The 22589-nt window shown below is 65.2% G+C and carries 22 protein-coding genes; 6 read left to right on the forward strand and 16 right to left on the reverse strand.

Going from position 1 to position 22589, the window contains the following annotated elements:
• Nucleotides 1-30 precede the first annotated feature (30 nt).
• The 4 genes from rpoD to rpsU form a co-directional block, all read right to left on the reverse strand.
• Nucleotides 31-2025, reverse strand: coding sequence for an RNA polymerase sigma factor RpoD (gene rpoD / locus U5817_RS06890; protein WP_169128749.1), 1995 nt, complete (start codon nt 2023-2025; stop codon nt 31-33).
• A 49-nt stretch (nt 2026-2074) separates the two neighbouring features.
• A complete protein-coding gene (gene dnaG / locus U5817_RS06895; protein ID WP_407280150.1) occupies nt 2075-3901 on the reverse strand; it encodes a DNA primase in 1827 nt (608 codons plus the stop codon).
• Nucleotides 3902-3938: 37 nt separating this feature from the next.
• On the reverse strand, nt 3939-4385 hold the full coding sequence (locus U5817_RS06900) for a GatB/YqeY domain-containing protein (RefSeq protein ID WP_407280151.1): 447 nt from the start codon (nt 4383-4385) through the stop codon (nt 3939-3941).
• A 97-nt stretch (nt 4386-4482) separates the two neighbouring features.
• Nucleotides 4483-4695, reverse strand: coding sequence for a 30S ribosomal protein S21 (rpsU, locus tag U5817_RS06905; protein ID WP_011238288.1), 213 nt, complete (start codon nt 4693-4695; stop codon nt 4483-4485).
• A gap of 145 nt (nt 4696-4840) precedes the next feature.
• Between rpsU and tsaD the strand changes: the two genes are divergently transcribed.
• Nucleotides 4841-5869: a tRNA (adenosine(37)-N6)-threonylcarbamoyltransferase complex transferase subunit TsaD gene (gene tsaD / locus U5817_RS06910; protein ID WP_407280152.1), complete on the forward strand. Its 1029-nt coding sequence runs from the start codon at nt 4841-4843 to the stop codon at nt 5867-5869.
• A gap of 16 nt (nt 5870-5885) precedes the next feature.
• On the opposite strand, the gene plsY is transcribed toward tsaD, so the two are convergent.
• Entirely contained in the window at nt 5886-6479 is a 594-nt protein-coding gene (plsY, locus tag U5817_RS06915; RefSeq protein WP_407280153.1) for a glycerol-3-phosphate 1-O-acyltransferase PlsY, read from the reverse strand.
• A gap of 41 nt (nt 6480-6520) precedes the next feature.
• Here plsY and U5817_RS06920 point away from each other — a divergent pair, with 41 nt between their 5' ends.
• Entirely contained in the window at nt 6521-6898 is a 378-nt protein-coding gene (locus U5817_RS06920) for a dihydroneopterin aldolase (RefSeq protein ID WP_407280154.1), read from the forward strand.
• A gap of 41 nt (nt 6899-6939) precedes the next feature.
• On the opposite strand, the gene U5817_RS06925 is transcribed toward U5817_RS06920, so the two are convergent.
• From U5817_RS06925 to U5817_RS06970, 10 genes are all read right to left on the reverse strand, one after another.
• The gene (locus tag U5817_RS06925) at nt 6940-7308 is read right to left on the reverse strand and encodes an H-NS family nucleoid-associated regulatory protein (RefSeq protein WP_407280155.1); all 369 of its coding nucleotides are present in this window, start codon (nt 7306-7308) and stop codon (nt 6940-6942) included.
• 173 nt (nt 7309-7481) lie between these two features.
• Nucleotides 7482-7970, reverse strand: coding sequence for a Cys-tRNA(Pro) deacylase (gene ybaK, locus U5817_RS06930; protein WP_407280156.1), 489 nt, complete (start codon nt 7968-7970; stop codon nt 7482-7484).
• A gap of 52 nt (nt 7971-8022) precedes the next feature.
• The gene (xerD, locus tag U5817_RS06935; RefSeq protein WP_407281030.1) at nt 8023-8874 is read right to left on the reverse strand and encodes a site-specific tyrosine recombinase XerD; all 852 of its coding nucleotides are present in this window, start codon (nt 8872-8874) and stop codon (nt 8023-8025) included.
• A 59-nt stretch (nt 8875-8933) separates the two neighbouring features.
• On the reverse strand, nt 8934-9431 hold the full coding sequence (locus U5817_RS06940; protein WP_407280158.1) for a methylated-DNA--[protein]-cysteine S-methyltransferase: 498 nt from the start codon (nt 9429-9431) through the stop codon (nt 8934-8936).
• A gap of 56 nt (nt 9432-9487) precedes the next feature.
• Entirely contained in the window at nt 9488-10075 is a 588-nt protein-coding gene (locus U5817_RS06945; protein WP_407280159.1) for a chalcone isomerase family protein, read from the reverse strand.
• Nucleotides 10076-10188: 113 nt separating this feature from the next.
• Nucleotides 10189-11466, reverse strand: a complete 1278-nt coding sequence (locus tag U5817_RS06950) for a glutamate-5-semialdehyde dehydrogenase (protein ID WP_407280161.1) — start codon at nt 11464-11466, stop codon at nt 10189-10191.
• Nucleotides 11467-11552: 86 nt separating this feature from the next.
• Nucleotides 11553-12560, reverse strand: coding sequence for a DNA polymerase III subunit delta (holA, locus tag U5817_RS06955; RefSeq protein WP_407280163.1), 1008 nt, complete (start codon nt 12558-12560; stop codon nt 11553-11555).
• Nucleotides 12557-13063: an LPS assembly lipoprotein LptE gene (gene lptE, locus U5817_RS06960; protein ID WP_407280165.1), complete on the reverse strand. Its 507-nt coding sequence runs from the start codon at nt 13061-13063 to the stop codon at nt 12557-12559. Before lptE ends, holA begins: the two co-directional genes overlap by 4 nt.
• A gap of 12 nt (nt 13064-13075) precedes the next feature.
• Entirely contained in the window at nt 13076-15697 is a 2622-nt protein-coding gene (gene leuS, locus U5817_RS06965; protein ID WP_407280166.1) for a leucine--tRNA ligase, read from the reverse strand.
• Nucleotides 15698-15897: 200 nt separating this feature from the next.
• On the reverse strand, nt 15898-16224 hold the full coding sequence (locus U5817_RS06970; protein WP_169132613.1) for a hypothetical protein: 327 nt from the start codon (nt 16222-16224) through the stop codon (nt 15898-15900).
• Nucleotides 16225-16239: 15 nt separating this feature from the next.
• Between U5817_RS06970 and U5817_RS06975 the strand changes: the two genes are divergently transcribed.
• Complete coding sequence (locus U5817_RS06975) at nt 16240-16404, forward strand: hypothetical protein (protein WP_407280167.1); 165 nt, start codon at nt 16240-16242, stop codon at nt 16402-16404.
• A 168-nt stretch (nt 16405-16572) separates the two neighbouring features.
• Nucleotides 16573-18792, forward strand: a complete 2220-nt coding sequence (locus tag U5817_RS06980; protein ID WP_407280168.1) for a UvrD-helicase domain-containing protein — start codon at nt 16573-16575, stop codon at nt 18790-18792.
• Between the two features lie 45 nt (nt 18793-18837).
• Here the strand turns inward: U5817_RS06980 and U5817_RS06985 are convergent, their stop codons facing one another.
• Entirely contained in the window at nt 18838-19617 is a 780-nt protein-coding gene (locus tag U5817_RS06985) for a ParA family protein (RefSeq protein WP_169132608.1), read from the reverse strand.
• A 384-nt stretch (nt 19618-20001) separates the two neighbouring features.
• Here U5817_RS06985 and U5817_RS06990 point away from each other — a divergent pair, with 384 nt between their 5' ends.
• Nucleotides 20002-22305, forward strand: a complete 2304-nt coding sequence (locus U5817_RS06990) for an NADP-dependent malic enzyme (protein WP_407280169.1) — start codon at nt 20002-20004, stop codon at nt 22303-22305.
• Between the two features lie 81 nt (nt 22306-22386).
• The gene (locus U5817_RS06995; protein ID WP_169132610.1) at nt 22387-22587 is read left to right on the forward strand and encodes a DUF2905 domain-containing protein; all 201 of its coding nucleotides are present in this window, start codon (nt 22387-22389) and stop codon (nt 22585-22587) included.
• Nucleotides 22588-22589 lie beyond the last annotated feature (2 nt).

Genomic DNA, 22589 nt, shown 5'->3' on the forward strand with positions numbered 1-22589 from the left:
GTGCTTGCACGCCCGCCGGAGTGCGGGCTATCAGGCGTCGCTGTCGAGGAAGCTGCGCAGGCGTTCCGAGCGGCTCGGATGGCGCAGCTTGCGCAACGCCTTGGCCTCGATCTGGCGGATGCGCTCGCGCGTCACGTCGAACTGCTTGCCGACCTCCTCGAGAGTGTGGTCGGTGTTCATTTCGATGCCGAAGCGCATGCGCAGCACCTTCGCTTCGCGCGCGGTGAGCGAATCGAGCACTTCGCTGGTGGCGTCGCGCAGGCTGGAGTACATCGCCGCGTCGGCCGGGGCGAGCGTTGCCTGGTCCTCGATGAAGTCGCCGAGATGGGAGTCGTCGTCGTCGCCGATCGGTGTCTCCATCGAGATCGGCTCCTTGGAGATCTTCATGATCTTGCGGATCTTCTCCTCGGGCATCTCCATCTTCTCGGCGAGCGTCGCCGGATCCGGCTCCTGGCCGGTTTCCTGCAGGATCTGCCGGCTGATGCGGTTCATCTTGTTGATCGTTTCGATCATGTGAACCGGGATGCGGATCGTGCGTGCCTGGTCGGCGATGGAGCGGGTGATGGCCTGACGGATCCACCACGTCGCATAGGTCGAGAACTTGTAGCCGCGACGGTATTCGAACTTGTCCACCGCCTTCATCAGGCCGATGTTTCCTTCCTGGATCAGGTCGAGGAACTGCAGGCCGCGGTTGGTGTACTTCTTGGCGATGGAGATCACGAGGCGCAGGTTGGCCTCGGTCATCTCGCGCTTGGCGCGGCGCATCTTTGCTTCGCCGGTGGACATCTGGCGATTGATGTCCTTCAACTCCTTGAGCGGGATGCCGATGCGGGTCTGCAGGTCGATGAGCTTCTGCTGCTCCTCGAGCACCGCGGGGTGCACCCGCATCAGGCCTTCGGCGTAGTTCTTGCCGAGCGCGATCTCGTCCTTGAGCCAGTCGAGATCGACTTCCTTGCCGGGGAAGACCTTGATGAAGTGCTGGCGCGGCATGCCCGCGCGGTCGACGCATAGTTGCAGGATCTGGCGCTCGTGGCCGCGTACCTGCTCGACCATGTGGCGTACCGAGTCGCACAGGCGTTCGATCGACTTGGCAGTGAAGCGGATGTTGAGAAGCTCGTCCGAAATCTGCTGCTGCAGCGAAAGGTAGTCCGCGTCCTGCGAGCCACGGTCGGCCAGGGCGGCCATCTTGCGCTCGTTGAGTTCGCGAATGATCGCGAAGCGCGCGAGGGCTTCGTTCTTGAGCTGCAGGAGCGTCGCGGCGTTGGCTGCGGCCTCCTTTTCCTCGGCATTCTCGTCGTCGTCGTCGCCGACGTCGTCCGCGCCTTCCTCGTCCTCGGCGTCCTCGTCGCCTTCCTCGGCCTCCGACATGGCCGCTTCTGCTTCGGTCGCGGCGGCGTTCGGGTCGATCAGGCCGTCGACGAGTTCGTCGATGCGCATTTCGTCCTGCGCGACCTTGTCGGTGAGCTCGAGCATCTCGACGATGGTGGTCGGGCAGGCGGAGATCGCCTGGACCATGTGGCGCAGGCCGTCCTCGATGCGCTTGGCGATCTCGATTTCGCCTTCACGGGTGAGCAGCTCGACGGTGCCCATCTCGCGCATGTACATGCGCACCGGATCGGTGGTGCGCCCGAATTCGGAGTCGACCGAGGACAGGGCCTGTTCCGCTTCTTCCTCCGCGACGTCTTCGTCCACCGTGCTCGGCACGGCGTCGGACATCAGCAGGTCTTCCGCGGCCGGGGCTTCGTCGAAGACCCGGATGCCCATGTTGTTGAAGGTCGCGATGATGCCTTCGATCTGCTCGGCGTCGGCGACGTCGTCCGGAAGGTGGTCGCTGATCTCGGCATAGGTGAGGTAGCCGCGCTCCTTGCCGAGCGTGATCAGGGTCTTGAGGCGGGTCCTGCGGATTTCGGCGTCGATGGGCCCGAGTTCCGGCCCTTCGGCGATCAGAACGGCCTTGTCCTTGGCCTTGGAGGCTCGTCCTTTGGGGCTATCCTTGCGCGAATCCTTGATTTTTTCGCGGGCCATGGCACTCCTTGAATCGGGCGAAAGATGAGTTGGGTAACCTGCAATTATACTAAACGTCCAGCGGTTTGCGGGCGTTGACAAGGCTCATTTTTTCGAGCAGCAGCTCGGCGAGGCGGTGTCGGTCCATCGGGGAAAGCCCGGATTCGCGCTCCTGTGCGGACAGCGCGGCGATCTCCCGTGCGATCGCGTCGGCGTGGAGTTTGTTCAGGGCATCCTCGAAGAGGATCTCGACGACGGCTTCGTCAAATTCGGTATCGACCAGTTCCCCTGCCACTCGCGCCAAGGTTTCGGCGTGAGCTGTGTCGCGGAACTGTTCGACCAGTGCCCCCAGTCCCGCGTTCATTGCCAGGTCGCCGGTGCTCGACAGGTCAACGATCGCGACCAGTGCCCGGCCTTCCGCGGTGTGGGTCGGGATGAGGTCGACAGGCAGGCGTGCGGCCCATGCGGGATGCTGCAGGACGAGGCGCAGGAGGGTGTTTGCCGCCGAAGGCTGCTGTCGGCGCTGGCGGTTCGAGGTCGGCGCGGGAAAGCCCGACGGGCCACGACCGCGCCGGCCGTCGAATGCGGCTTCGCGCGGTTGGCGCACGGTGTTCTGTTGTTTCAGGCCGAACGCCGATTCGACTTCGCCCTGGCTGAATCCGGACGCGTCGGCGATCGCCTTGATGATCTGCAGGCGCAGCATTGGTGCTGCGATGCGTGTGACCAGCGGCTTGGCGTCGTGTACGAGTCGCGCACGGCCTTCGGCCGTATCGAGGGGGCATTCGGCGCGCAGTTCGTTGAGCAGGAAGGCGGTCAGCGGCGTGGCGTCGTTTGCGGCCCGGTTGAACGCCTCGGCGCCGTATGCGCGAACGAAGGAATCCGGGTCGTGCTCTTCGGGCAGGAACAGGAAAGCGAGCGTGACGTCGTCGCGCAGCGCCTCGAGTGCAGACTCGAGGGCGCGGCGGGCCGCCTTGCGTCCCGCATTGTCGCCGTCGAAGCAGAAGACGATGCGCTGCGACTGGCGCAGCAGGGTGTTGATGTGGTGCGGAGTGGTCGCCGTTCCGAGGGTTGCGACGGCATTGGCGACGCCGAATTGCGCGAGCGCGACGACGTCCATGTAGCCCTCGACGACAATCGAGTAGCCTGCATCGCGGATCGCCTTCTGCGCCTGGGAAAGCCCGTACAGCTCGCGTCCCTTTTCGAATAGTGGTGTTTCGGGGGAGTTGAGGTACTTCGGTTCGCCTGCGTCCAGGACTCGTCCGCCGAAAGCGATGATGCGTCCGCGGCGATCCTGGATCGGGAACATGATGCGGTTGCGGAAGCGGTCGTAACGGCGTCCGGCGTCGTTTTCGATGACGAGACCGGCGTCGAGCAGGGGCTTTGCGTCGTAGTTGGGGAAGGTGGCGCGCAAGGCTTGCCAGTCGTCCGGTGCGAAGCCGATGCCGAAGCGCGCTGCGATCTCGCCCGATACGCCTCTTCGCTTCAGGTAGTCGATGGCCGCGGGTGCCGACTTGAGTTGCTCGCGATAGAAGCGTGCGGCGGCAGCCATGGCGTCGATCAGTCCGTCATGAGCCGGTGCTGATTCAGGGCGGAAGCCGGGGCGGGTTTCCTGGGGAACCTGCAATCCGGCGTAAGAGGCGAGCTCCTTGACTGCTTCCACGAACGACAGCCCGGTGTATTCCATCAGGAAGCCGACGGCGCTGCCGTGCGCGCCGCAGCCGAAGCAATGGTAGAACTGCTTGCTCGGGCTGACGGAGAACGAGGCGGACTTTTCGCCGTGGAAGGGGCAGCAGGCGAAGTAGTTCGCGCCACTCTTCTTGAGGGTGAGGTGGCGTTCGATGACGTCGACGATGTCGACGCGCGCGAGCAGGTCCTGGATGAACGACTGGGGGATCATGGTTGCCGCCGCCCGTGTCCGGGCGGGCGGTGAGTGCTCAGGCCGAGAGTCTGGCGCGTACCCGGCGCGAGGCTTCCGCCATGTCTGCGCGTCCGGCGAGGCGAGCCTTGAGTTGCGGCATCACGCGGCCGAGGTCGGCAATGCCGGTGGCTCCCGCTTCGGCGATCGCGGCGGCAATTTCGGCGTCCAGTTCGGCATCGGTCAGCTGGGTGGGCAGATAGGCCGACAGCACCTCGATCTCGAAGCGCTCGTTGGCGGCGAGGTCGGGGCGGTTCGCGGTGTCGTACTGGCTCGCCGAGTCGCGGCGCTGCTTGACGAGCTTTTCGACCGTGGCCAGGACGCCGGCGTCGTCGAGTTCGATCCGGTCGTCGATTTCGCGTTGCTTGATTGCGGCGATGAGCAGGCGCACCGCGGACAGGCGCGCGCTATCCTTGGCGCGCAGGGCGGCCTTCATGTCGTCCTGGATGCGCTGCTTGAGGGACATGGGAAATGCTCCGAATGGAAATGCAAAAGCCACGCCGGGCGCAAGTCTACTGACTTGCGCCCGGCGTGGATGACCGGCTGCTGGATCCAGGTGTGGATCAGTACAGCTTCGGCGGCAGGGTCTGGCTGCGCAGGCGCTTGTGGTTGCGCTTGACGGCGGCGGCCGACTTGCGCTTACGCTCCGCGGTGGGCTTTTCGTAGAACTCGCGGGCGCGCAGCTCGGTCAGCAAACCGGTTTTTTCGATGGTGCGCTTGAAGCGGCGAATGGCGACTTCAAACGGCTCGTTCTCCTTGACGCGGATACCCGGCATTGCGAACTTCCTTGTGTGTCTGGTAGGCGGAAAACGCGGATTATATCCATTAGATCAGAACAAGCCAAGTACAAACTTAGCTTTCCGAGTGCCCGCCCGCTAGAATGGCGCCCTGTCCGATCGGCGAGGCTGCTGGCTGCAAATCATGAGAGTTCTGGGAATCGAAAGCTCCTGCGATGAAACGGGCGTGGCGGTGTTCGACGTTGATGCCGGATTGCTCGGGCACAGCGTGCATTCGCAGATCGATCTGCATGCGACCTATGGCGGCGTCGTTCCGGAGCTGGCGTCGCGTGACCATATCCGCCGCCTGCCCGCTCTGGTGCGGCAGGTGCTTGCGGAGTCGGGCTGCACCCTTGCGCAGATCGATGCGATCGCCTATACGGCGGGGCCGGGGCTGGCGGGGGCTTTGCTGGTAGGGGCAAGCTACGCGGAGGCGCTGGGGATGTCGCTGGGTGTCCCGGTGCTGCCCGTCCATCATCTCGAGGGGCATCTGCTGTCGCCGCTGTTGTCCGCGGATCCGCCTGAGTTTCCGTTCGTCGCGCTCCTGGTTTCCGGTGGACATACCCAGCTCATGCAGGTGACCGGGGTTGGGGAGTACGTCCTGTTGGGCGAGTCGCTCGACGACGCGGCGGGCGAGGCATTCGACAAGACGGCGAAGCTGATCGGTCTCGGTTATCCCGGTGGCCCCCAACTGGCGGCGCTTGCCGAGCTCGGGCACGCGGGGCGGTTCCGGCTGCCGCGGCCGATGCTCAAGTCCGGCGATCTCGATTTCAGTTTCAGCGGATTGAAGACCGCAGTGCTGAACGTCGTTTCCGGTCCCGAGTGGAAACCCGAAGATGCTGCCGATCTGGCGGCCGACTTTCAGGATGCCGTGGTCGACGTGCTATGCACCAAGGCGCTCAAGGCGCTGGAGTTGACGGGGCTGTTGCGGCTGGTGGTGGCTGGTGGCGTGGGCGCCAACCGCAAGCTGCGCCAGCGTCTCGACGCGGCGACGCGACGCAAGGGGTGGAGGGTGTATTACCCTGAGCCGGCGCTGTGTACCGACAACGGTGCGATGATTGCCTTTGCGGGGGGCCGCCGGATGGCGGCCGGCGAGGCGCCCGAGGCGGCCTGTGCCGTCCGGGTGTACCCACGCTGGCCGTTGGCGGCGTTGCGTGCGCCAGGTGCCGCCTGACGCGAGCGGGGTGCGTTCAGGCCTTGCGACCGCCGATGCGGCCTTCGGTGCCGTTGAGCAGTTTGCGGATGTTGGAGCTGTGGCGCCAGATCAGGATTGCCGCGATGAGCGCGAGAACGCCGGTCACCGGCGTGGGGCCCAGCAGGACGTAGCCGGCGACGGGGGTGGCCAGTGCGGCGGACAAGGCTGCGGCGGACGAGTAGCGAGTGGTGAATGCGACCGCGAGCCAGGTTGCCAGTGCAGCCAGTGCAACCCAGGCGTTGATCCCGAGCAGCACGCCAAGTGCGGTGGCGACGCCCTTGCCGCCGTTGAAGCGCAAGAACACGCTGAAGACGTGACCAAGGAAGGCCGCAAGGCCGGCCAGGGCTGTGTCGGTGGCGTCGAAGCCGAGGCGGCTGGCGCCCCATGCCGCGAGCCACCCCTTGGCGCAGTCGCCGACCAGGGTCAGCAACGCGGCGGCCTTGTTGCCGCTACGCAGGACATTGGTCGCGCCCGGGTTGCCGGAGCCGTACTTGCGCGGGTCGGCGAGGCCGAAAAGGCGGCTGGAGACGATGGCAAAGGGGATGGAGCCGAGCAGGTAGGCGGCCAGCAATAGAAGCAGCAGGGTCATTTTTTCACCTAGAATTGCCGCGATTCAAATCGGGAAGCGACATGGATTTCATTTTCATCGAGGAATTGAGGGTACAGGCTTGGGTCGGCATCTATTCGCGCGAAAAGGCCGCACCGCAGACGCTGGAGCTCAACCTCACGTTCGGAGTCCCGGATTCGGCGGCGGAGCAGGACGACATCGCCGACACGATCGACTATGCGGAGGTGATCGAACGAATCCGCAAGGAGTTCGCCGAGCGTCACTTCAACCTGATAGAAACCCTCGGAGAATTCGTCGTGAAGCTTCTGTTCGACGAATTCGGCGCCCCCTGGGTGAAGATACGCATCGCCAAGCTGGGGGTCATGAAAGGGGTGCGACGAGTCGGTGTGTATATCCAGCGCGGCCGGGATGGGGTCTCCCTTCCTCCGGCCGCGGGCTGAAACAACAAGCCTTCGTCGGGGCATCAAATGCCCCGGACTGCTTATTTCGCCGCGACGGCTTCGAGTTCTGCGAGCGGCTTGTTTTGGGCAAGCCAGTCGATCACCCACTGCGGCTTGCGGCCGCGGCCGCTCCAGCCGATTTGCGGATTTGCCGGATTGCGGTATTTCACGGCGACCTGTGCGGCCTTCTTGCCTGCTGCTTTCGTCCGGCGCTTGGTGGGCGCACTCTTTTCTTCCGCAGCCGCGGCGCTGGGGAGCAGGTCGCTCAGCGACAGGCCTTCCTCGGCCGCCATCTTCTGCATTTTCTTCAGGAGGTCGCGGCGGGCGGAATCGCTGCGTCGACGGATCTCCGTTTCGACCTTGGATTGCAGGCGGCGCAATTCGGTCAGCGACATCTTGGCCAGTTCCATGTTTTCTCCGGTTTCAATTGTTATTGATCTGATTTCCGATCAGGGCAATCATCCTTGGGTACGCTGTGCTTCACTGGCGTCAGGGTGATTGGCTGCGCTTATTCTGCCAGCAATTTCGGCGAATTAGAATCAGGAGGCGAATTGAAATCGTAATCGGCGTCAGGAAAGTGCGTTCAAATCGAGGCGCTGACCAGTTCCGGCTGCAATACGCGCATTATCTCGTGGGGGCTGACTCCGACCAGAAAGCCGCGTCGGCCCCCATTGATATAGACGAGCGGGAGGTCGAGAATCGTACGTTCCAGGTAGATGGGCATGCGTTTGCGCAAGCCGAACGGGGATGTGCCGCCGACCAGGTAGCCGGAGTGCCGATTTGCAGTTTCAGGGGCACAGGGTTCGACGCGTTTTCTGCCCGTCTGGCGTGCCAGTTCCTTGGTGGATACCTTGCAATCGCCATGCATGAGCACGATCAGCGGAGCGGCATTTTCATCTTCCATGACCAGCGTCTTGACCACGGCGTGTTCGGGAACATTGAGTTCGCGCGACGATACTTTCGTCCCTCCGTGGGCCTCGTAATCATAGAGGTGCGCGGAAAAGGCGACGCCGTGCTGCTTGAGGAAACGCGTGGCCGGCGTTTCGGGTGCGTGCGTATCCTGTTTGCTCATGATGGTGCTCCGAATTGCGAATCTGGTTTGAAAGCGTATTTGAGGAAATGATTCATCCGCGCGGATGGTGCAGGGAATGGAGTGCCTTGAGGCGCTCTCGTGCGACGTGCGTGTAGACCTGGGTCGTCGATATGTCGGCATGGCCGAGCAGCATCTGGACTACACGCAAATCGGCGCCGTGGTTGAGGAGGTGGGTCGCGAAGGCGTGGCGCAAGGTGTGCGGCGAGATGCTGGCGGCGGGAATGCCGGCGGTCATCGCGTATTGTTTTACGATGCGCCAGAACATCTGGCGGGTCATTCCGCTGCCGCGCCGGCTGACGAATACATCGTCGCTGCTTTTTCCTGCGAGCAGGTCCGGGCGGGCATCCCGCAGATAATTGCCAAGCCAGTCGATGGCTTCCTCGCCGAGGGGAACGAGCCGTTCCTTGCTGCCTTTTCCCATTACGCGGACGACACCGTCAGCGAGACTGGTGGAAAATATCTTGAGTCCCACAAGCTCCGAAACTCGCAATCCGGTGGCATAAAGAACTTCAAGCATGCTGCGGTCGCGCAGGCCGATGGGCGTGGTGACGTCGGGTGCTGCGAGCAGGGAATCCACCTGTGTTTCGGTAAGGGTCTTCGGAAAGCGCTCGCTGCGCATCGGCGGATCGAGCAGGGTGGTGGGATCGGTCCCGATACGCCCCTGGGCTAGCAGATGACGGTAATACCGGCGCAAGGCGGCGAGCAGACGTCGTTGGCTGGCGGGCTTGGCGCGGCGGCTGAATTCGGCGAGGTAGGCTGCGAGGTCGGGTGGGCCTGCTTGCTGGAGTTGGGTGCCGCGTTCATGGAGCCAGAACGCGAATAGGGCGAGGTCGCTGCGATAGCCCGCCAGGGTATTGCGCGCGAGCCCGTGCTCGAGCCACATCGCGTCGTTGAAACTGTCGAGTGCGGCCCGGGTGGCGGCGTCGAGCGCATTCTCGATACTCACCGGCAGGCCTCGAAGCGCAGCAGCCAGCGCTTGGTGTCGAGCAGGTAGCCGCCGGTCGAATTGGCAAAGCCCCCGATTCCTCCGCCGGCGGCCATCACGCGGTGGCAGGGCACGATGATGGGGAAGGGGTTGGCTCCACAGGCTTGACCCACAGCGCGTGCGGCGCTGCCGATTTCCGCGGCAATTTCACCGTAGGCGCGATGCGCGCCGCGCGGGATGGCAGCAATCGCTGACCAAACCCGCCGCTGAAACGCCGTGCCGCGCTCCGCGAGGGGTAGGTCGAAGGGGCGGTCGGGGTCGTCGAGCCACGCCAGCAGTTGCGTCGCAGCCCGTTCGGCAAGCGGATTCTCGGGGGGGCGGGCGGGTGTTTCCGGCGGCAGGAACACAAGTTCCCGGATGCAGCATGAGTCCGCATGCACCCCCAGACCACCGAAGGGCAGCGTCAGGATCGCAGAGAATCCGGTCTGCGCGGGCGAGTTGCGTCTGGAATTCATCGTATGCCTAATGCCGGGGTACTTGCGTGTGAACGTGTAGGCTGCGGCTGACGGGGCTACGGCGCCTTGCCCAAGAGGTTCTGTTTGAGTTCGGCGTCGGCAGGCGCCTCTCCGATCCAGATACGCAACAGCGCGGGGAAAAAGCGTTCGTCCGGGATGTCTTCGCCGCGTCGTTTTCCGCCTACGGTGAGGCGCGTGGCGCCGTTCCACGATTCGAGCAGGACTTCGGTATTCGTGGGGGCATCCTTGATCTCCAGCATGGCCTTGCGGAACGCCGCGATCGCGGGGGCGAGGGCTGCGAGCGCCTCGGCGGAGTGGTTCTTCCTCAGCCCGTCGACGAGGGCGTCGACAAACTGCTCGGCGCTCAGATCGCGCAGGGTGACGATGCGGATACGCTTGCTGCCGGACTGGTTCTGCACGGCCCCCGCATCACTGGCGCGTTGCGGCACATACAGGCCCATCGCATAGACCTTGAACAGCAGGCGGGTGCGTACCCCCGTTCCGTTCAGAACCAGTGTCTGCCCGCCGACGGTGGCGGTATCGTCGAAAGGCACACCGGCAACGTTTGTCGCTGCGGCGGCGAGGGAAGCATATGCCGTCATTGCAGTGAATGCGAGGGCGGCAAGGAGCGGGCGGTGGTTCATGAAAGCGTCTCCTCGGTCATCGGGGGGATTTTCCCCGTCTGCACGAAAACGCCCGTGCGGGGACGGGCGTTCCGGGGCATGCGGGCCGGGCGGTGGCTTGCTCGGGGCCGATGTCAGCGGCGCGTTTCCCCGTTGCCGAACACGATCCACTTCTGGCTCGTGAGGCCTTCGAGGCCGACCGGGCCGCGTGCGTGGATCTTGTCGGTGGAGATGCCGATCTCGGCGCCGAGGCCGTACTCGAAGCCGTCCGCAAAGCGTGTCGACGCGTTGACCATGACCGATGCGGAATCCACTTCGCGCAGGAAGCGCATCGCGCGCGTGTAGTTCTCGGTGATGATGGCCTCGGTGTGCCCGGAGCTGTACGTATTGATGTGCGCGATCGCCTCATCGATGCCGGACACGAGCTTGATCGCGATGATCGGTGCGAGATATTCCTCGCTCCAGTCCTGCTCGGTCGCGGCGACGAGGCGGGCGCCGGGAATGGCAGCCTCGCGCAGGATGGCGAGCGACTCGTTGCAGCCGCGCATCTCGACGTCCTTCGTGGCGAGCATGCGGGCGATTTCTGGCAGGAAGCGGGCCGCCACGGCGCGGTCGACGAGCAGCGATTCGGCCGTGTTGCAGGTGCCGTAGCGTTGCGTCTTGGCGTTTTCGACGATGGGCACGACTTTCGCCGGGTCGGCTTCGGTTTCGACGTAGACGTGGCAGTTGCCGTCGAGGTGCTTGATCACCGGCACGCGCGCTTCGCGCGAGATCCGTTCGATGAGCCCCTTGCCGCCGCGCGGTACGATGACGTCGACGAACTCGGGCATCGTGATGAGCTGGCCGACAGCGGCGCGATCCGTGGTGTCCACGACTTGGACCGCCGTTTCGGGCAGGCCGGCGGCCGCAAGGCCGGACCGCACGCAGGCAGCGATCGCCTGGTTGCAGTGCAGGGCCTCCTTGCCGCCACGCAGGATCGCCGCGTTGCCGGACTTGAGGCACAGGGCGGCCGCATCGGCCGTGACGTTGGGGCGCGCTTCGTAGATGATGCCGATGACGCCGAGCGGAACGCGCATCTTGCCGACCTGGATGCCGGACGGGCGGCGCTTGACGTCGGTGATCTCCCCGACGGGGTCGGGTAGCGCTGCGACCTGTTCGAGGCCTTGGGCCATCGCCTCGATGCCCTTGGCGTTGAGGGTGAGGCGGTCGATCATCGCGGGCTCGAGCCCGGCGGCGCGCGCTTCTTCGAGGTCGCGTGCGTTGGCTGCGAGCAACTCCTCGCGGCGGTCGCGAATCGAGGCGGCCATCGCGCACAGCGCCGCGTTCTTCGCGGCGGTCGATGCGCTGGCGAGCTGGCGCGAGGCGGCGCGGGCCTGGCGGCCCAGCGTCTGCATGTATTCCTGAATATCCATCGAAATTCCGGTGTTGCCGTGCAAAAGAACATTAAAGCACCGAACGGTGCCGTGCGGCCAGTGTCGGAACGCGCTCGGCCGACGTGCTAGCGGCGGACGAGCCGGAGCGCGAGCTGGAGGAACTCGTCCCACACGTCGCCGGGGGCGAGGCCCTTGATCACGCGGTCGATGCGTGCGGCGTGCAGCAGCGCGGCGCGCAGCGTCGCCGGCTTCAGGCGTGGCATGGCGCGCTGGATCGCCTGGCGGCGGCGTTCGTCGAAGACGCGCTCGGCCTTGAGCAGGGCCGGCAATTGCTGGCCGGATGCGACGCCGGAACTGAGGTTGGCGAGCGTGCGGATTTCGTTCGCGAGCGCCCAAAGGACGAGCGGCGGGGCCGTTCCCTCGCCCTGCAGGCCTTCGAGCAGGCGCGTGCAGCGCACGGGGTCGCCTTCGAGGAGGGAATGGCGCAGTTTGTTGATGTCGTAGCGCGCGACGTTGAGCACCGCATCCTGCACGTCTTCCTGCGTCAGGCGTCCTTCACCGTGCAGCAGGCCCAGCTTGAGGATCTCCTGATGTGCCGCGAGGAGGTTGCCTTCGACGTGATCGGCGATGAAGGCGAGCGCTTCGGCGGGCGCGGACTGGTTCTGGCGCGCGAGGCGGCCCGCGATCCATTCCGGCAGGCGCTCGCGCTCGGGGGCGTTGAGCTCAACCGCTATGCCGGCATCGCTCAAGGCTGTAAACCATGAGGCCTTGCGTGCGGTCCAGTCGAGCTCGGGTAGCGTGACGAGCGTGACGATTCCGTCGCCCGCGTTGCGGGCATGCCGTTGCAACGCCTCGCCGCCTTCGCGACCGGGCTTGCCGGTGGGGATACGCAGGTCGATCAGCTTCGAGCCGCCGAACAACGAGAAATTACCGGCGGCGGCGCTCAGGCTGTCCCAGCGGAATCCCTGCCCGACGACCAGCGTCTCCCTTTCCTCGAACCCCTGGCGGCGTGCGGCCGCCCGGATCAGGTCGGCCGCTTCGAGCACAAGCAGCGGTTCGTTGCCGTGCAGCAGGTAAAGCGGGGCGAGCGGCTTTTCGAGGAGGGGGGGCAGCTGGTCCGGACGCAGGATCACGGCTTGACGGCAGCGAGTCGGCGCATGAGCTGGTCTACGAGGTCGCCCTGCATGTCGCGGTAGAGCAGGGCTTCCTCCTGCTCTTTCGCGAGCACCTGGGAGTCGTCGTAGGTGTATTCGCGCTTGGCCGAAATCGTCGTGGGGCGGATGCGTTCGTTGCCCGCGCGGTCGATCAACCGGAAGGTGAGGACGTGGCGCAGTTCGTACTCGCGCACCTTGCCGGCGCCCGTCAGTGTGAGGATCTCCCGCTCGGGCTGATTGCGCAGGATTTCGAGTTTTGCTTCGGCCTTGGACGGGTCGTCGACGATCTCGGTCGTGCCGCTGGTGCGGATGCGTCGACGCAGCGCGGCGCCGAATTCGCTCTGGGCGCTGACGCCGACGTGGATGCTCGAGAACGCGAGCGGACGCGGTCCGCGCAACTGGAAGCCGCAGCCGGCCAGCGGCGCCACGGCGACTGCGCCGAGGGCCAGCAGCAGACTGCGGCGGGAGCGGGAAGGAGTCATCCGCTGGAGTCCTCAGACCACGATGTTGACGAGACGGCCCGGCACGACCACGACCTTGCGCGGCGGCTTGCCTTCCATGAACTTCTGCGCCGCCTCGGAGGCGAGCGCGATCGCCTCGATCTGCGAAGCGCTGGCGTCCGCCGACACCTTGATGTTGCCGCGCAGCTTGCCATTCACCTGCAGCACGAGGTCGAGCTCATCCTGCTTGAGCGCAGCTTCGGACGGTTCGGGCCAGGGCGCATTCAGCACATCGCCGGCGAAACCGCAGTCCTGCCATAGAGCGTGCGCGATGTGCGGTGTGATCGGGGCGAGCAGGCGCAGCAGGATGGACAGGCCTTCCTCGGTGACCTCGGCGTGGGCGGCGGCGTTGTCGCGCGGCGCCTTCTCGAGGGCGTTGAGGGTCTTCATCGCCGCCGAGACGACGGTGTTGAACTGGTGCTTGCCGAAGTCGTAGTTCGCCTGCTTGAGGCAGGTGTGGATCTCGCGGCGCACCGCGGCCAGCGCCTCGGGCAACTGGGCTGCCGCGAGCGTGCGCGCGGCGGGGAGTTGCGCGCGGATTTCGTTGGCGAAGCCGTGGCCGAAGGCCCACACGCGCCTCAGGAAGCGATAGGCGCCTTCGACGCCCGAATCCGACCATTCGAGCTGCTGGTCCGGCGGCGCGGCGAAGATGATGAACAGGCGCGCGGTGTCGGCGCCGTACTGGTCGACCAGGGCCTGGGGGTCGACGCCGTTGTTCTTCGACTTCGACATCTTTTCGGTGCCGCCGATGACGACCGGCTGGCCGTCGGTAGCGAGCTTCGCCGCGGTGATGCGGCCCTTGTCGTCACGCTCGATCTGCACGTCGGCGGGGTTGATCCACTGCTTCTTGCCGCCTTCGGCGTCGCGGTAGTAGGTCTCGGCGACGACCATGCCCTGGGTGAGCAGGTTCGTGAACGGCTCGGAGACGTTCACCAGGCCTTCGTCGCGCATCGCGCGGGTGAAGAAGCGCGAATACAGCAGGTGCAGGATTGCGTGCTCGATGCCGCCGATGTACTGGTCGACCGGCGCCCAGTAGTTCACGCGCCCGTCGACCATCGCCTTGTCGTTGTCCGGCGCGGCATAGCGCAGGAAATACCACGAGGACTCGACGAAGGTGTCCATCGTGTCGGTCTCGCGGCGCGCGGGCTTGCCGCATTTTGGGCAGCTGCACTGGTAGAACTCGGGCATCTTCGCGAGCGGCGAGCCGCGGCCGGTGATCTCGACGTTCTCGGGCAGCACGACCGGCAGCTGCTCGTCCGGCACCGGCACGTCGCCGCAGTCGTCGCAGTGGATCATGGGGATCGGGCAGCCCCAGTAGCGCTGGCGCGAGATGCCCCAGTCGCGCAGGCGGTACTGCGTACGCTTGGCGCCGAGGCCCTTTTCGGCCAGATCGGCGGAGATCGCGTCGACGGCATCCTGGAAGTGCAGGCCGTCGTACTTGCCGGAATTCACCAGACGGCCGTGCTCGGAGTAGGCGTCCTGCCACGGCGCGACGGTGTCGGCATAGGCGTCGCGCGTCGAGCCGACGACCATGCGGATCGGCAGGTGGTATTTCGTCGCGAACGCGAAATCGCGCTCGTCGTGCGCCGGGACGGCCATTACCGCGCCTTCGCCGTAGCCCATCAGGACGTAGTTCGCGACCCACACGTCCATGAATTCGCCCGTGATGGGGTGGACCACGCGCAGCCCGGTCGGCATGCCCTTCTTTTCCATCGTCGCGAGGTCGGCCTCGGCGACGCCCCCGTGGCGGCATTCGTCGATGAAGGCGGCGAGTGCCGGGTTGTTGGTTGCGGCCTGCAGCGCGAGCGGGTGCTCGGCGGCGACGGCGACGTAGGTCGCGCCCATCAGGGTGTCCGCGCGCGTGGTGAACACCTTCAGCACGCCGGACTTGCCGATCGTCGACAGGTCGTAGGGGAAATGCACTTCCACGCCTTCCGAGCGGCCGATCCAGTTCTTCTGCATCAGTTTGACCTGCTCGGGCCAGCCGGGCAGGGCGTCGAGGGCGTCGAGAAGCTCATCCGCGTAGGCGGTGATCTTCATGTAGTACATGGGGATTTCGCGCTTCTCGACGACGGCGCCGCTGCGCCAGCCCTTGCCGTCGATGACCTGCTCGTTGGCGAGCACGGTCTCGTCGACCGGGTCCCAGTTCACCGTGCCGAGCCTCTTGTAGATCAGGCCCTTCTGGTACAGGCGCGTGAACAGCCACTGCTCCCAGCGGTAGTAATCGGGTTTGCAGGTGGCGAGCTCGCGCGACCAGTCGATGGCGAAACCGAGACGCTTCAGCTGCGTCTTCATGTAGTCGATGTTCGCGTAGGTCCACTTCGCCGGCGGCACGTTGTTCTGGATCGCGGCGTTTTCGGCCGGCATGCCGAAGGCGTCCCAGCCCATTGGTTGCAGGACGTTGTAGCCGCGCATGCGGTGGTAGCGCGCGAGCACGTCGCCGATCGTGTAATTGCGCACGTGGCCCATGTGCAGCTTCCCCGACGGGTAGGGGAACATGCTCAGGCAGTAGTACTTGGGCTTGCTCGCGTCCTCGGTGACGCGGAAGGCCTGGGCGGATTCCCAGTGCTGCTGGGCGGCGGATTCGACCGTGGCGGGGGTGTATTTGTCCTGCATGTGCGGGCGGGAGTCGAGACGTGGAAAACACACGAGTATACCGCGAAGCCGTTGAGCCTCGTGCGGCGTCTCTGCCTGCGACGTCCGGGCGGGTCGGGTGCGGACAAAAAAAAGCATCCGGAGGGAGCCGGATGCTTAATCTCCTTTGAGGGAGAGGGAGGAAGACGATGTCGCGGCGCGAGCCGCGGATATTCGTGTGCTCAGGCGGCCTTGCGCGGCGTGCCGGCCTGGCGCTGCCAGTTGGCGGAGAAGACGGAGACCATGTCTTCCATCGCCGTCAGCGGCAGGCGCCACAGGCGGTTCTGGGAGCGCACGATCGGGGTCACGCGCGGCGCGCAGAAGGTGGCGCGCTCGCTTTCGAGGAGGCGCTGGAAGGCGTTCATCGCCTCGCCCCAGTATTCCGAATTGCCCACCCACCCGGTTGCCGCGGTCGCCTCGCGCACGGCCTGGTGCCATAGCACCGTGGCGCGCTCGATGGTTACGCCGGCCTTGCGGGCATACCAGGGCAGTAGTTTCGGGGTCTTCATGGCTTGGTTCTCCTGATGGCCATCGTCGGCCAGTTCTTGCGTCGCGCGGATCGGCCTCTTGAGCCGGCCGTGGAGGGCGCGGTTAATGCGCTGCAGCATCAAAAATTGGTTGCAATTTTCTTCGCTTCGGTAGCAGGTTTCCTTGATTTTTCTCAACGGATTGCTGCTACGCACAACTAAAAAAATACGCCATTCGTTATACGTTTTCAACTTGATGTTGCATTGCCGCAACGGTTTTCTTTTTCAACTGCATGGGCTGCGGACCGGATCCTGAGGATGGGGGCGATGATCCGGGAGGAAACAAGTCGCCGCTCCCGGTTAGAATCGCGGCCTGACCAGGAAGCCCGCATGTCCGATCTGCTCGCCAATCTCAATCCCGAACAACTCCAGGCCGTCACCCTCCCGCCGCAGCACTCGCTGATCCTCGCCGGTGCCGGCTCGGGCAAGACCCGCGTCCTCACGACCCGCATCGCATGGCTGGTGCAGACGGGGCAGGTCGATCCGCAGGGGGTCCTTGCGGTGACCTTCACCAACAAGGCGGCGAAGGAGCTGCTGGCGCGCCTGTCGGCGATGCTGCCGTTGTCCTTCGGGCATTCCGCACGCGGAATGTGGATCGGGACCTTCCACGGGCTGTGCAACCGCCTGCTGCGGGCCCACCACCGTGATGCGGGGCTGCCGCGGCTCTTCCAGATCCTCGATTCCGGTGACCAGCTCGCAGCGATCAAGCGCCTGTTGAAGGCGCTCAATGTCGATGACGAGAAGTTTCCGCCGCGCGAACTGCAACATTTCATCAATGCCCAGAAGGAAGCCGGTCTGCGCCCGCACGCGGTCGAAGCCTGGGACGACTACACGCGACGCCGGGTGGAGCTTTTCGCGGAGTATGAGGCGCAATGCCAGCGCGAGTCTGTTGTGGATTTTGCGGAGTTGCTGCTGCGTACCTACGAGCTGCTGGAGCGCAACGAGCCGATACGCCGGCACTATCAGCGCCGCTTCCGCCACATCCTGGTCGATGAGTTCCAGGATACGAACCGCCTGCAGTACCGCTGGCTGAAGCTGCTTGCCGATGACGGGCGCGAAGGCGGGGCCTGCCTGTTCTGCGTGGGCGACGACGACCAGTCGATCTACCGCTTCCGCGGCGCGGAGGTCGGCAATATGCGCGACTTCGAGCGCGAGTTTCGTGTCGCCAACGTGATCCGGCTGGAGCAGAACTACCGCTCCCATGGCAACATCCTCGACGCGGCGAACGCGATCATCCGCCACAACACCGCTAGGCTGGGCAAGAACCTATGGACCGAGCGCGGCGCCGGCGAACCGATCCGCGTGTTCGAGGCGTATGCGGACATGGACGAGGCGCGCTGGATCGTGGAGGAGATCCAGTCGCTGGTACGTGACGGCATGAGCCGGTCGGACATCGCGCTGCTGTATCGCTCCAATGCTCAGTCGCGCGTGCTCGAGCACCAGCTGTTTTCCGCGGGCATCGCCTATCGCGTGTATGGCGGCCTGCGCTTCTTCGAGCGTCAGGAGATCAAGCATGCGCTGGCCTATCTGCGCCTGATCGCCAACCCGGACGACGACACGGCCTTCAGCCGCGTCGTGAATTTTCCGACGCGGGGCATCGGTGCGCGATCGCTCGAAGCGCTGCAGGACGCGGCGCGCACCTGGAATGCGAGCCTGTACTCGACGGTGCCGCACCTGTCGGGAAAGCCGGGGACGGTGCTCGCGCAATTCGTGCGCCTCGTGGAGGATCTGCGCCGCGACACGGCCCGTCTGCCGCTCCCCGAGCTGGTGGATCACGTGCTGGATGCGAGTGGGCTGCGTGATTTCTATCGCAGCGAAAAGGAAGGGCAGGAGCGGCTCGAGAACCTCGACGAACTCATCAACGCCGCAGCGAACTTCCTCGGCGAGTCGGGCGCGGATGCCGAGGCGTTGGCGCAGCCGCATGCGCTGCTGGCCGATTTCCTCGCCCACGCGTCGCTGGAGGCGGGCGATCATCAGGCCGATGCCGGCAGCGACGCCGTGCAGCTGATGACCGTGCACTCGTCGAAGGGGCTGGAGTTCGACGTGGTCTTCCTCTCCGGACTCGAGGAGGGGCTGTTTCCGCACGAGAACAGTGCGGTCGAGAACGAGGGCCTGGAAGAAGAGCGACGCCTGATGTACGTCGCGGTGACGCGGGCACGCGAGCGGCTGTACCTGAGCTTTGCGCAGAGCCGCATGCTGCACGGTCAGACGCGCTACAACCTGCGCTCGCGCTTCCTCGAGGAAATCCCGGAAGGGCTGGTGAAATGGCTTTCGCCGCCCAGCCCGCGCGGCATGGGCGCGCGCAGCGGTGCGGGGATGCGTGTCGAGCCGGGGCGTGGCGGCCTTGCGCCCCGGGTGGCGCAGGCTCCGGCGCGGAGCCAGGATCTGGGCGGCCTGCGCGTCGGCCAGCTCGTTACGCATGCGAAGTTCGGCCAGGGCGTGATCGTGGCGGCCGAGGGCAGCGGCGCCGATGCGCGGGTACAGATCAATTTCGGCTCGGCCGGCGTCAAGTGGCTGATGCTGGCAGTGGCCAAACTCAGCCCTGCATGATGTGCGGCGCCCCGCCGCGCAGCGGGGCACCTGACCGCGCGGGGTTCAGGTTCCGTAGGTGCGTGCGAGGCGGTCGTGCAGCGCGACGTATTCCTGCGCGAGCTTGTGTTTCGGGTCGAGATGGATCATCGGGCGCGACTGTTCATGCGACTCCTTGATCTTCACCGATGCCGAGAGGTAGGGCGCCAGCACGGGCAGGCCCTCGTCGATGAGCTCCTGCACGACCTTCTGCGGCAGTCCGGCGCGCGCCTGGAACTGGTTCACGACGATGCCTTCGACCGACAGGTCGCGGTTGTGATCGGCGCGGATCTCCTGCACGTTCTCCATCAGCGCATATAGCGCGCGGCGCGAGAACTCGTCGCAGTCGAAGGGGATGAGGCAGCTGTCCGCGGCAATCAGCGCCGAGCGGGTGTAGAAATTCAGGGCGGGCGGGGTGTCGATGTAGATGACGTCGTAGTCGCCGGCGAGCTCCGCGAGCGCGTCGCGCAGCTTGTAGATCTTGTAGCGCGATTCGAGCTTGCCCTGCAGGTCCTCGAGGCCCGGATGCGACGGCATGACGTCGAGATTGGGGAAGGGGCTCGCGACGATGAACTCCTCGATCTTCTTCGGGTTGAGCTTGAAATTGAGCGTCTGGTCGAAGAAGTCGGCGAGCGTGGTTTCCAGGTTTTCCCCGGAAATGCCCAGCAGGTACTGGGTCGAGTTCCCCTGCGGATCGAGGTCCACCACCAGTGTGCGCTTGCCCTGGTGGGCGCTGATCGCCGCCAGGTTGCAGGTGATGGTGGACTTGCCGACTCCGCCCTTCTGATTGAATACCACGCGTCGCATCTTGGATTCCCTTGTCGAGTCGGGTGAGATTGTGCCAAAAAATGTCGATCGGGATGCGGTTTCCGGGAAGTGCGGTGGCCGTTCCGGCGTCGTTCGGTGCTTTCGGGTTTACCCCTACATGGCCACTGCCCAAGCCCGAGTAGCTGCGCTACACTTGCGCCTCGCCGAGCGTGGTGCCGGTGCGGCGCCCTCGCGCCCCGCCGGCGTGCGAGCTCAGCTGTCCGATGCGTGCGATCGCTCCCGGTCCCGGGAGTCCCCGACGGAATAGGCCGGACAGCTGCGGATGATCGCAATTGGCGAGACGCCCGAGCGGGCGTAGGTTTTCGCCGCGCTGGAAAAACACTACAGCAACAACACATCTCACCGACCCGGAGAGGGAGAACAATGGATCAGGATTTCATCGCCGCGGCACTCGAATATCATCGTGCGCCGACGCGCGGCAAGATTTCGGTCGTCCCGACCAAGAGCCTCACCAACCAGCGCGATCTGGCGCTGGCCTACTCGCCCGGCGTCGCCGCGGCGTGCGACGCGATCGTCGAGGATCCGGCGAACGCGCGCGAATACACCTCGCGCGGCAACCTCGTCGCGGTGGTGACCAACGGCACCGCGGTGCTTGGTCTGGGCAACATCGGCCCGCTGGCATCCAAGCCGGTCATGGAGGGCAAGGGCTGCCTGTTCAAGAAATTCGCCGGCATCGACGTGTTCGACATCGAACTGGCCGAGAACGACCCGGACAAGCTGATCGACATCATCGCCTCGCTCGAGCCGACGCTCGGCGGTATCAACCTCGAAGACATCAAGGCGCCCGAGTGCTTCTACATCGAGAAGAAGCTGCGCGAGCGCATGAAGATCCCGGTCTTCCACGACGACCAGCACGGCACGGCGATCATCTCCGCGGCTGGCCTGATCAACGGCCTGAAGGTGATCGGCAAGGACATCGCCAAGGTCAAGCTGGTGTGTTCCGGCGCCGGCGCCGCGGCGATCGCCTGCCTGGACCTGATGGTGGGCCTCGGCCTGAAGCGCGAAAACGTGTACGTCTGCGACTCCAAGGGCGTGATCTGGGTCGGCCGCGAAGAGAACATGGAGGCCAACAAGGCCCGCTATGCGCAGAAGACCGACGCGCGCACGCTCGCCGACGTGATGGTGGGCGCGGACGTGTTCCTCGGCCTGTCGACCGCGGGCGTGCTGAAGCCCGAGATGGTCGCCTCGATGGCCGACAAGCCGCTGATCTTCGCGCTCGCGAATCCGAACCCGGAGATCCTGCCTGAGGACGCCAAGAAGGCGCGCCCCGACTGCATCATCGCGACCGGGCGTTCGGATTACCCGAACCAGGTCAACAACGTCCTGTGCTTCCCGTTCATCTTCCGCGGCGCGCTTGACGTCGGCGCGACGACGATCAACGAGGAGATGAAGCTTGCCTGCGTGCGCGCGATTGCCGAGCTGGCGCAGGCCGAGCAGAGCGACATCGTCGCCTCCGCCTACGGCGGTGCTGATCTGCGCTTCGGCCCCGAGTACATCATTCCGAAGCCGTTCGATCCGCGCCTGATCGTCAAGATCGCACCGGCCGTCGCGAAGGCCGCGATGGATTCGGGCGTCGCGACCAAGCCGATCGAGGATCTGGCAGCCTATATCGCGAGCCTGTCGGACTTCGTGTACCAGTCTGGCATCGTCATGAAGCCGGTCTTTGCCGCAGCCAAGCGCGTGCCGGCCGAGTTCAAGCGTGTGCTGTACGCCGAGGGCGAGGATGAGCGCGTCCTGCACGCCGCGCGCGTCGTCATCGAGGAGAACATCGCCCGTCCGATCCTCATCGGCCGTCCGAGCGTCATCGAGATGCGCATCCAGAAGATCGGCCTGAACCTCGTGCCGGGCCGCGACTTCGACATCATCAATCCGGAATCGGACCCGCGCTACAAGGAGCTGTGGCAGGAGTACCATCGCATGATGTGCCGCGACGGCGTCACGCCGGAGCTGGCGAAGGCCAAGATGCGCCGCGACACGACGCTCATCGGCTGCATGGTGCTGCGCCGTGGCGATGCGGATGCCCTCGTGTGCGGCACCTTCGGCTCGTACGATTACCACTTCAAGCAGGTCGAGGACGTGATCGGCCTGAGGCCCGGCGCCAAGCTCTTCGCCTCGATGAGCCTGCTGCTGCTGCCCAAGCGCACGCTGGCGATCACCGACCCGTACGTGAACGAGAATCCGAACGCCGAGGAAGTCGCCGAGATCGCCCGCATGGCGGCCGATGAGCTGCGTCGCTTCGGCATCGAGCCGCGTGTCGCGCTGGTGTCGCATTCCAACTTCGGCAGCGCGCGTACCGCCTCGGCGCGCAAGATGCGCGAGGCTGCAGGGATCCTGCGTGAGATCGCTCCCGGCCTCGAGTGCGACGGCGAGATGCACGGCGACTCGGCGCTGTCGCCGGAAATCCGTGCCAAGGCCAACGCCGAGTCGACGCTGGTCGGCGAGGCCAACCTGGTCGTGATGCCCAACATCGACGCCGCGAACATCTCATTCAACATGATGAAGATGGCCAACAGCGACGGCGTTTCGATCGGCCCGATGCTGCTGGGTGCGCGCCTGCCGGTGCATATTCTGACGCCGTCGGCAACGGTGCGCCGTCTGGTGAACATTACCGCGGTGTCGGTGGTCGACGCCTACGAGCAGCGCATGCAGTCGGGCGCTGCGGTGTAAGGGAGTCGGACGGCGCGACCGGGATCCGGGTCAGGATCCCGGTCGCGCGGGTTTTTTTTCGGGGAGGCCGGGGAAACGATCATGCAAAGGCTGCTGATCATCCTCGGCCTTCTTGTTCTCGTCGCGGGACTTTTCTGGCCTTGGCTGGCGCGGATTCCGTTCGGCCGTCTGCCGGGCGACATCCACATTCAACGCGACGGCTTCGACTTTTTCTTTCCGGTCACGACGGGGTTGCTCGTCTCCCTCGTCCTGAGTCTGCTTATCTGGCTGTTCCGGCGTTAACA

This window comes from Aromatoleum evansii (genome assembly GCF_045689615.1).
GTDB classification, from domain to species: Bacteria; Pseudomonadota; Gammaproteobacteria; order Burkholderiales; family Rhodocyclaceae; genus Aromatoleum; species Aromatoleum evansii.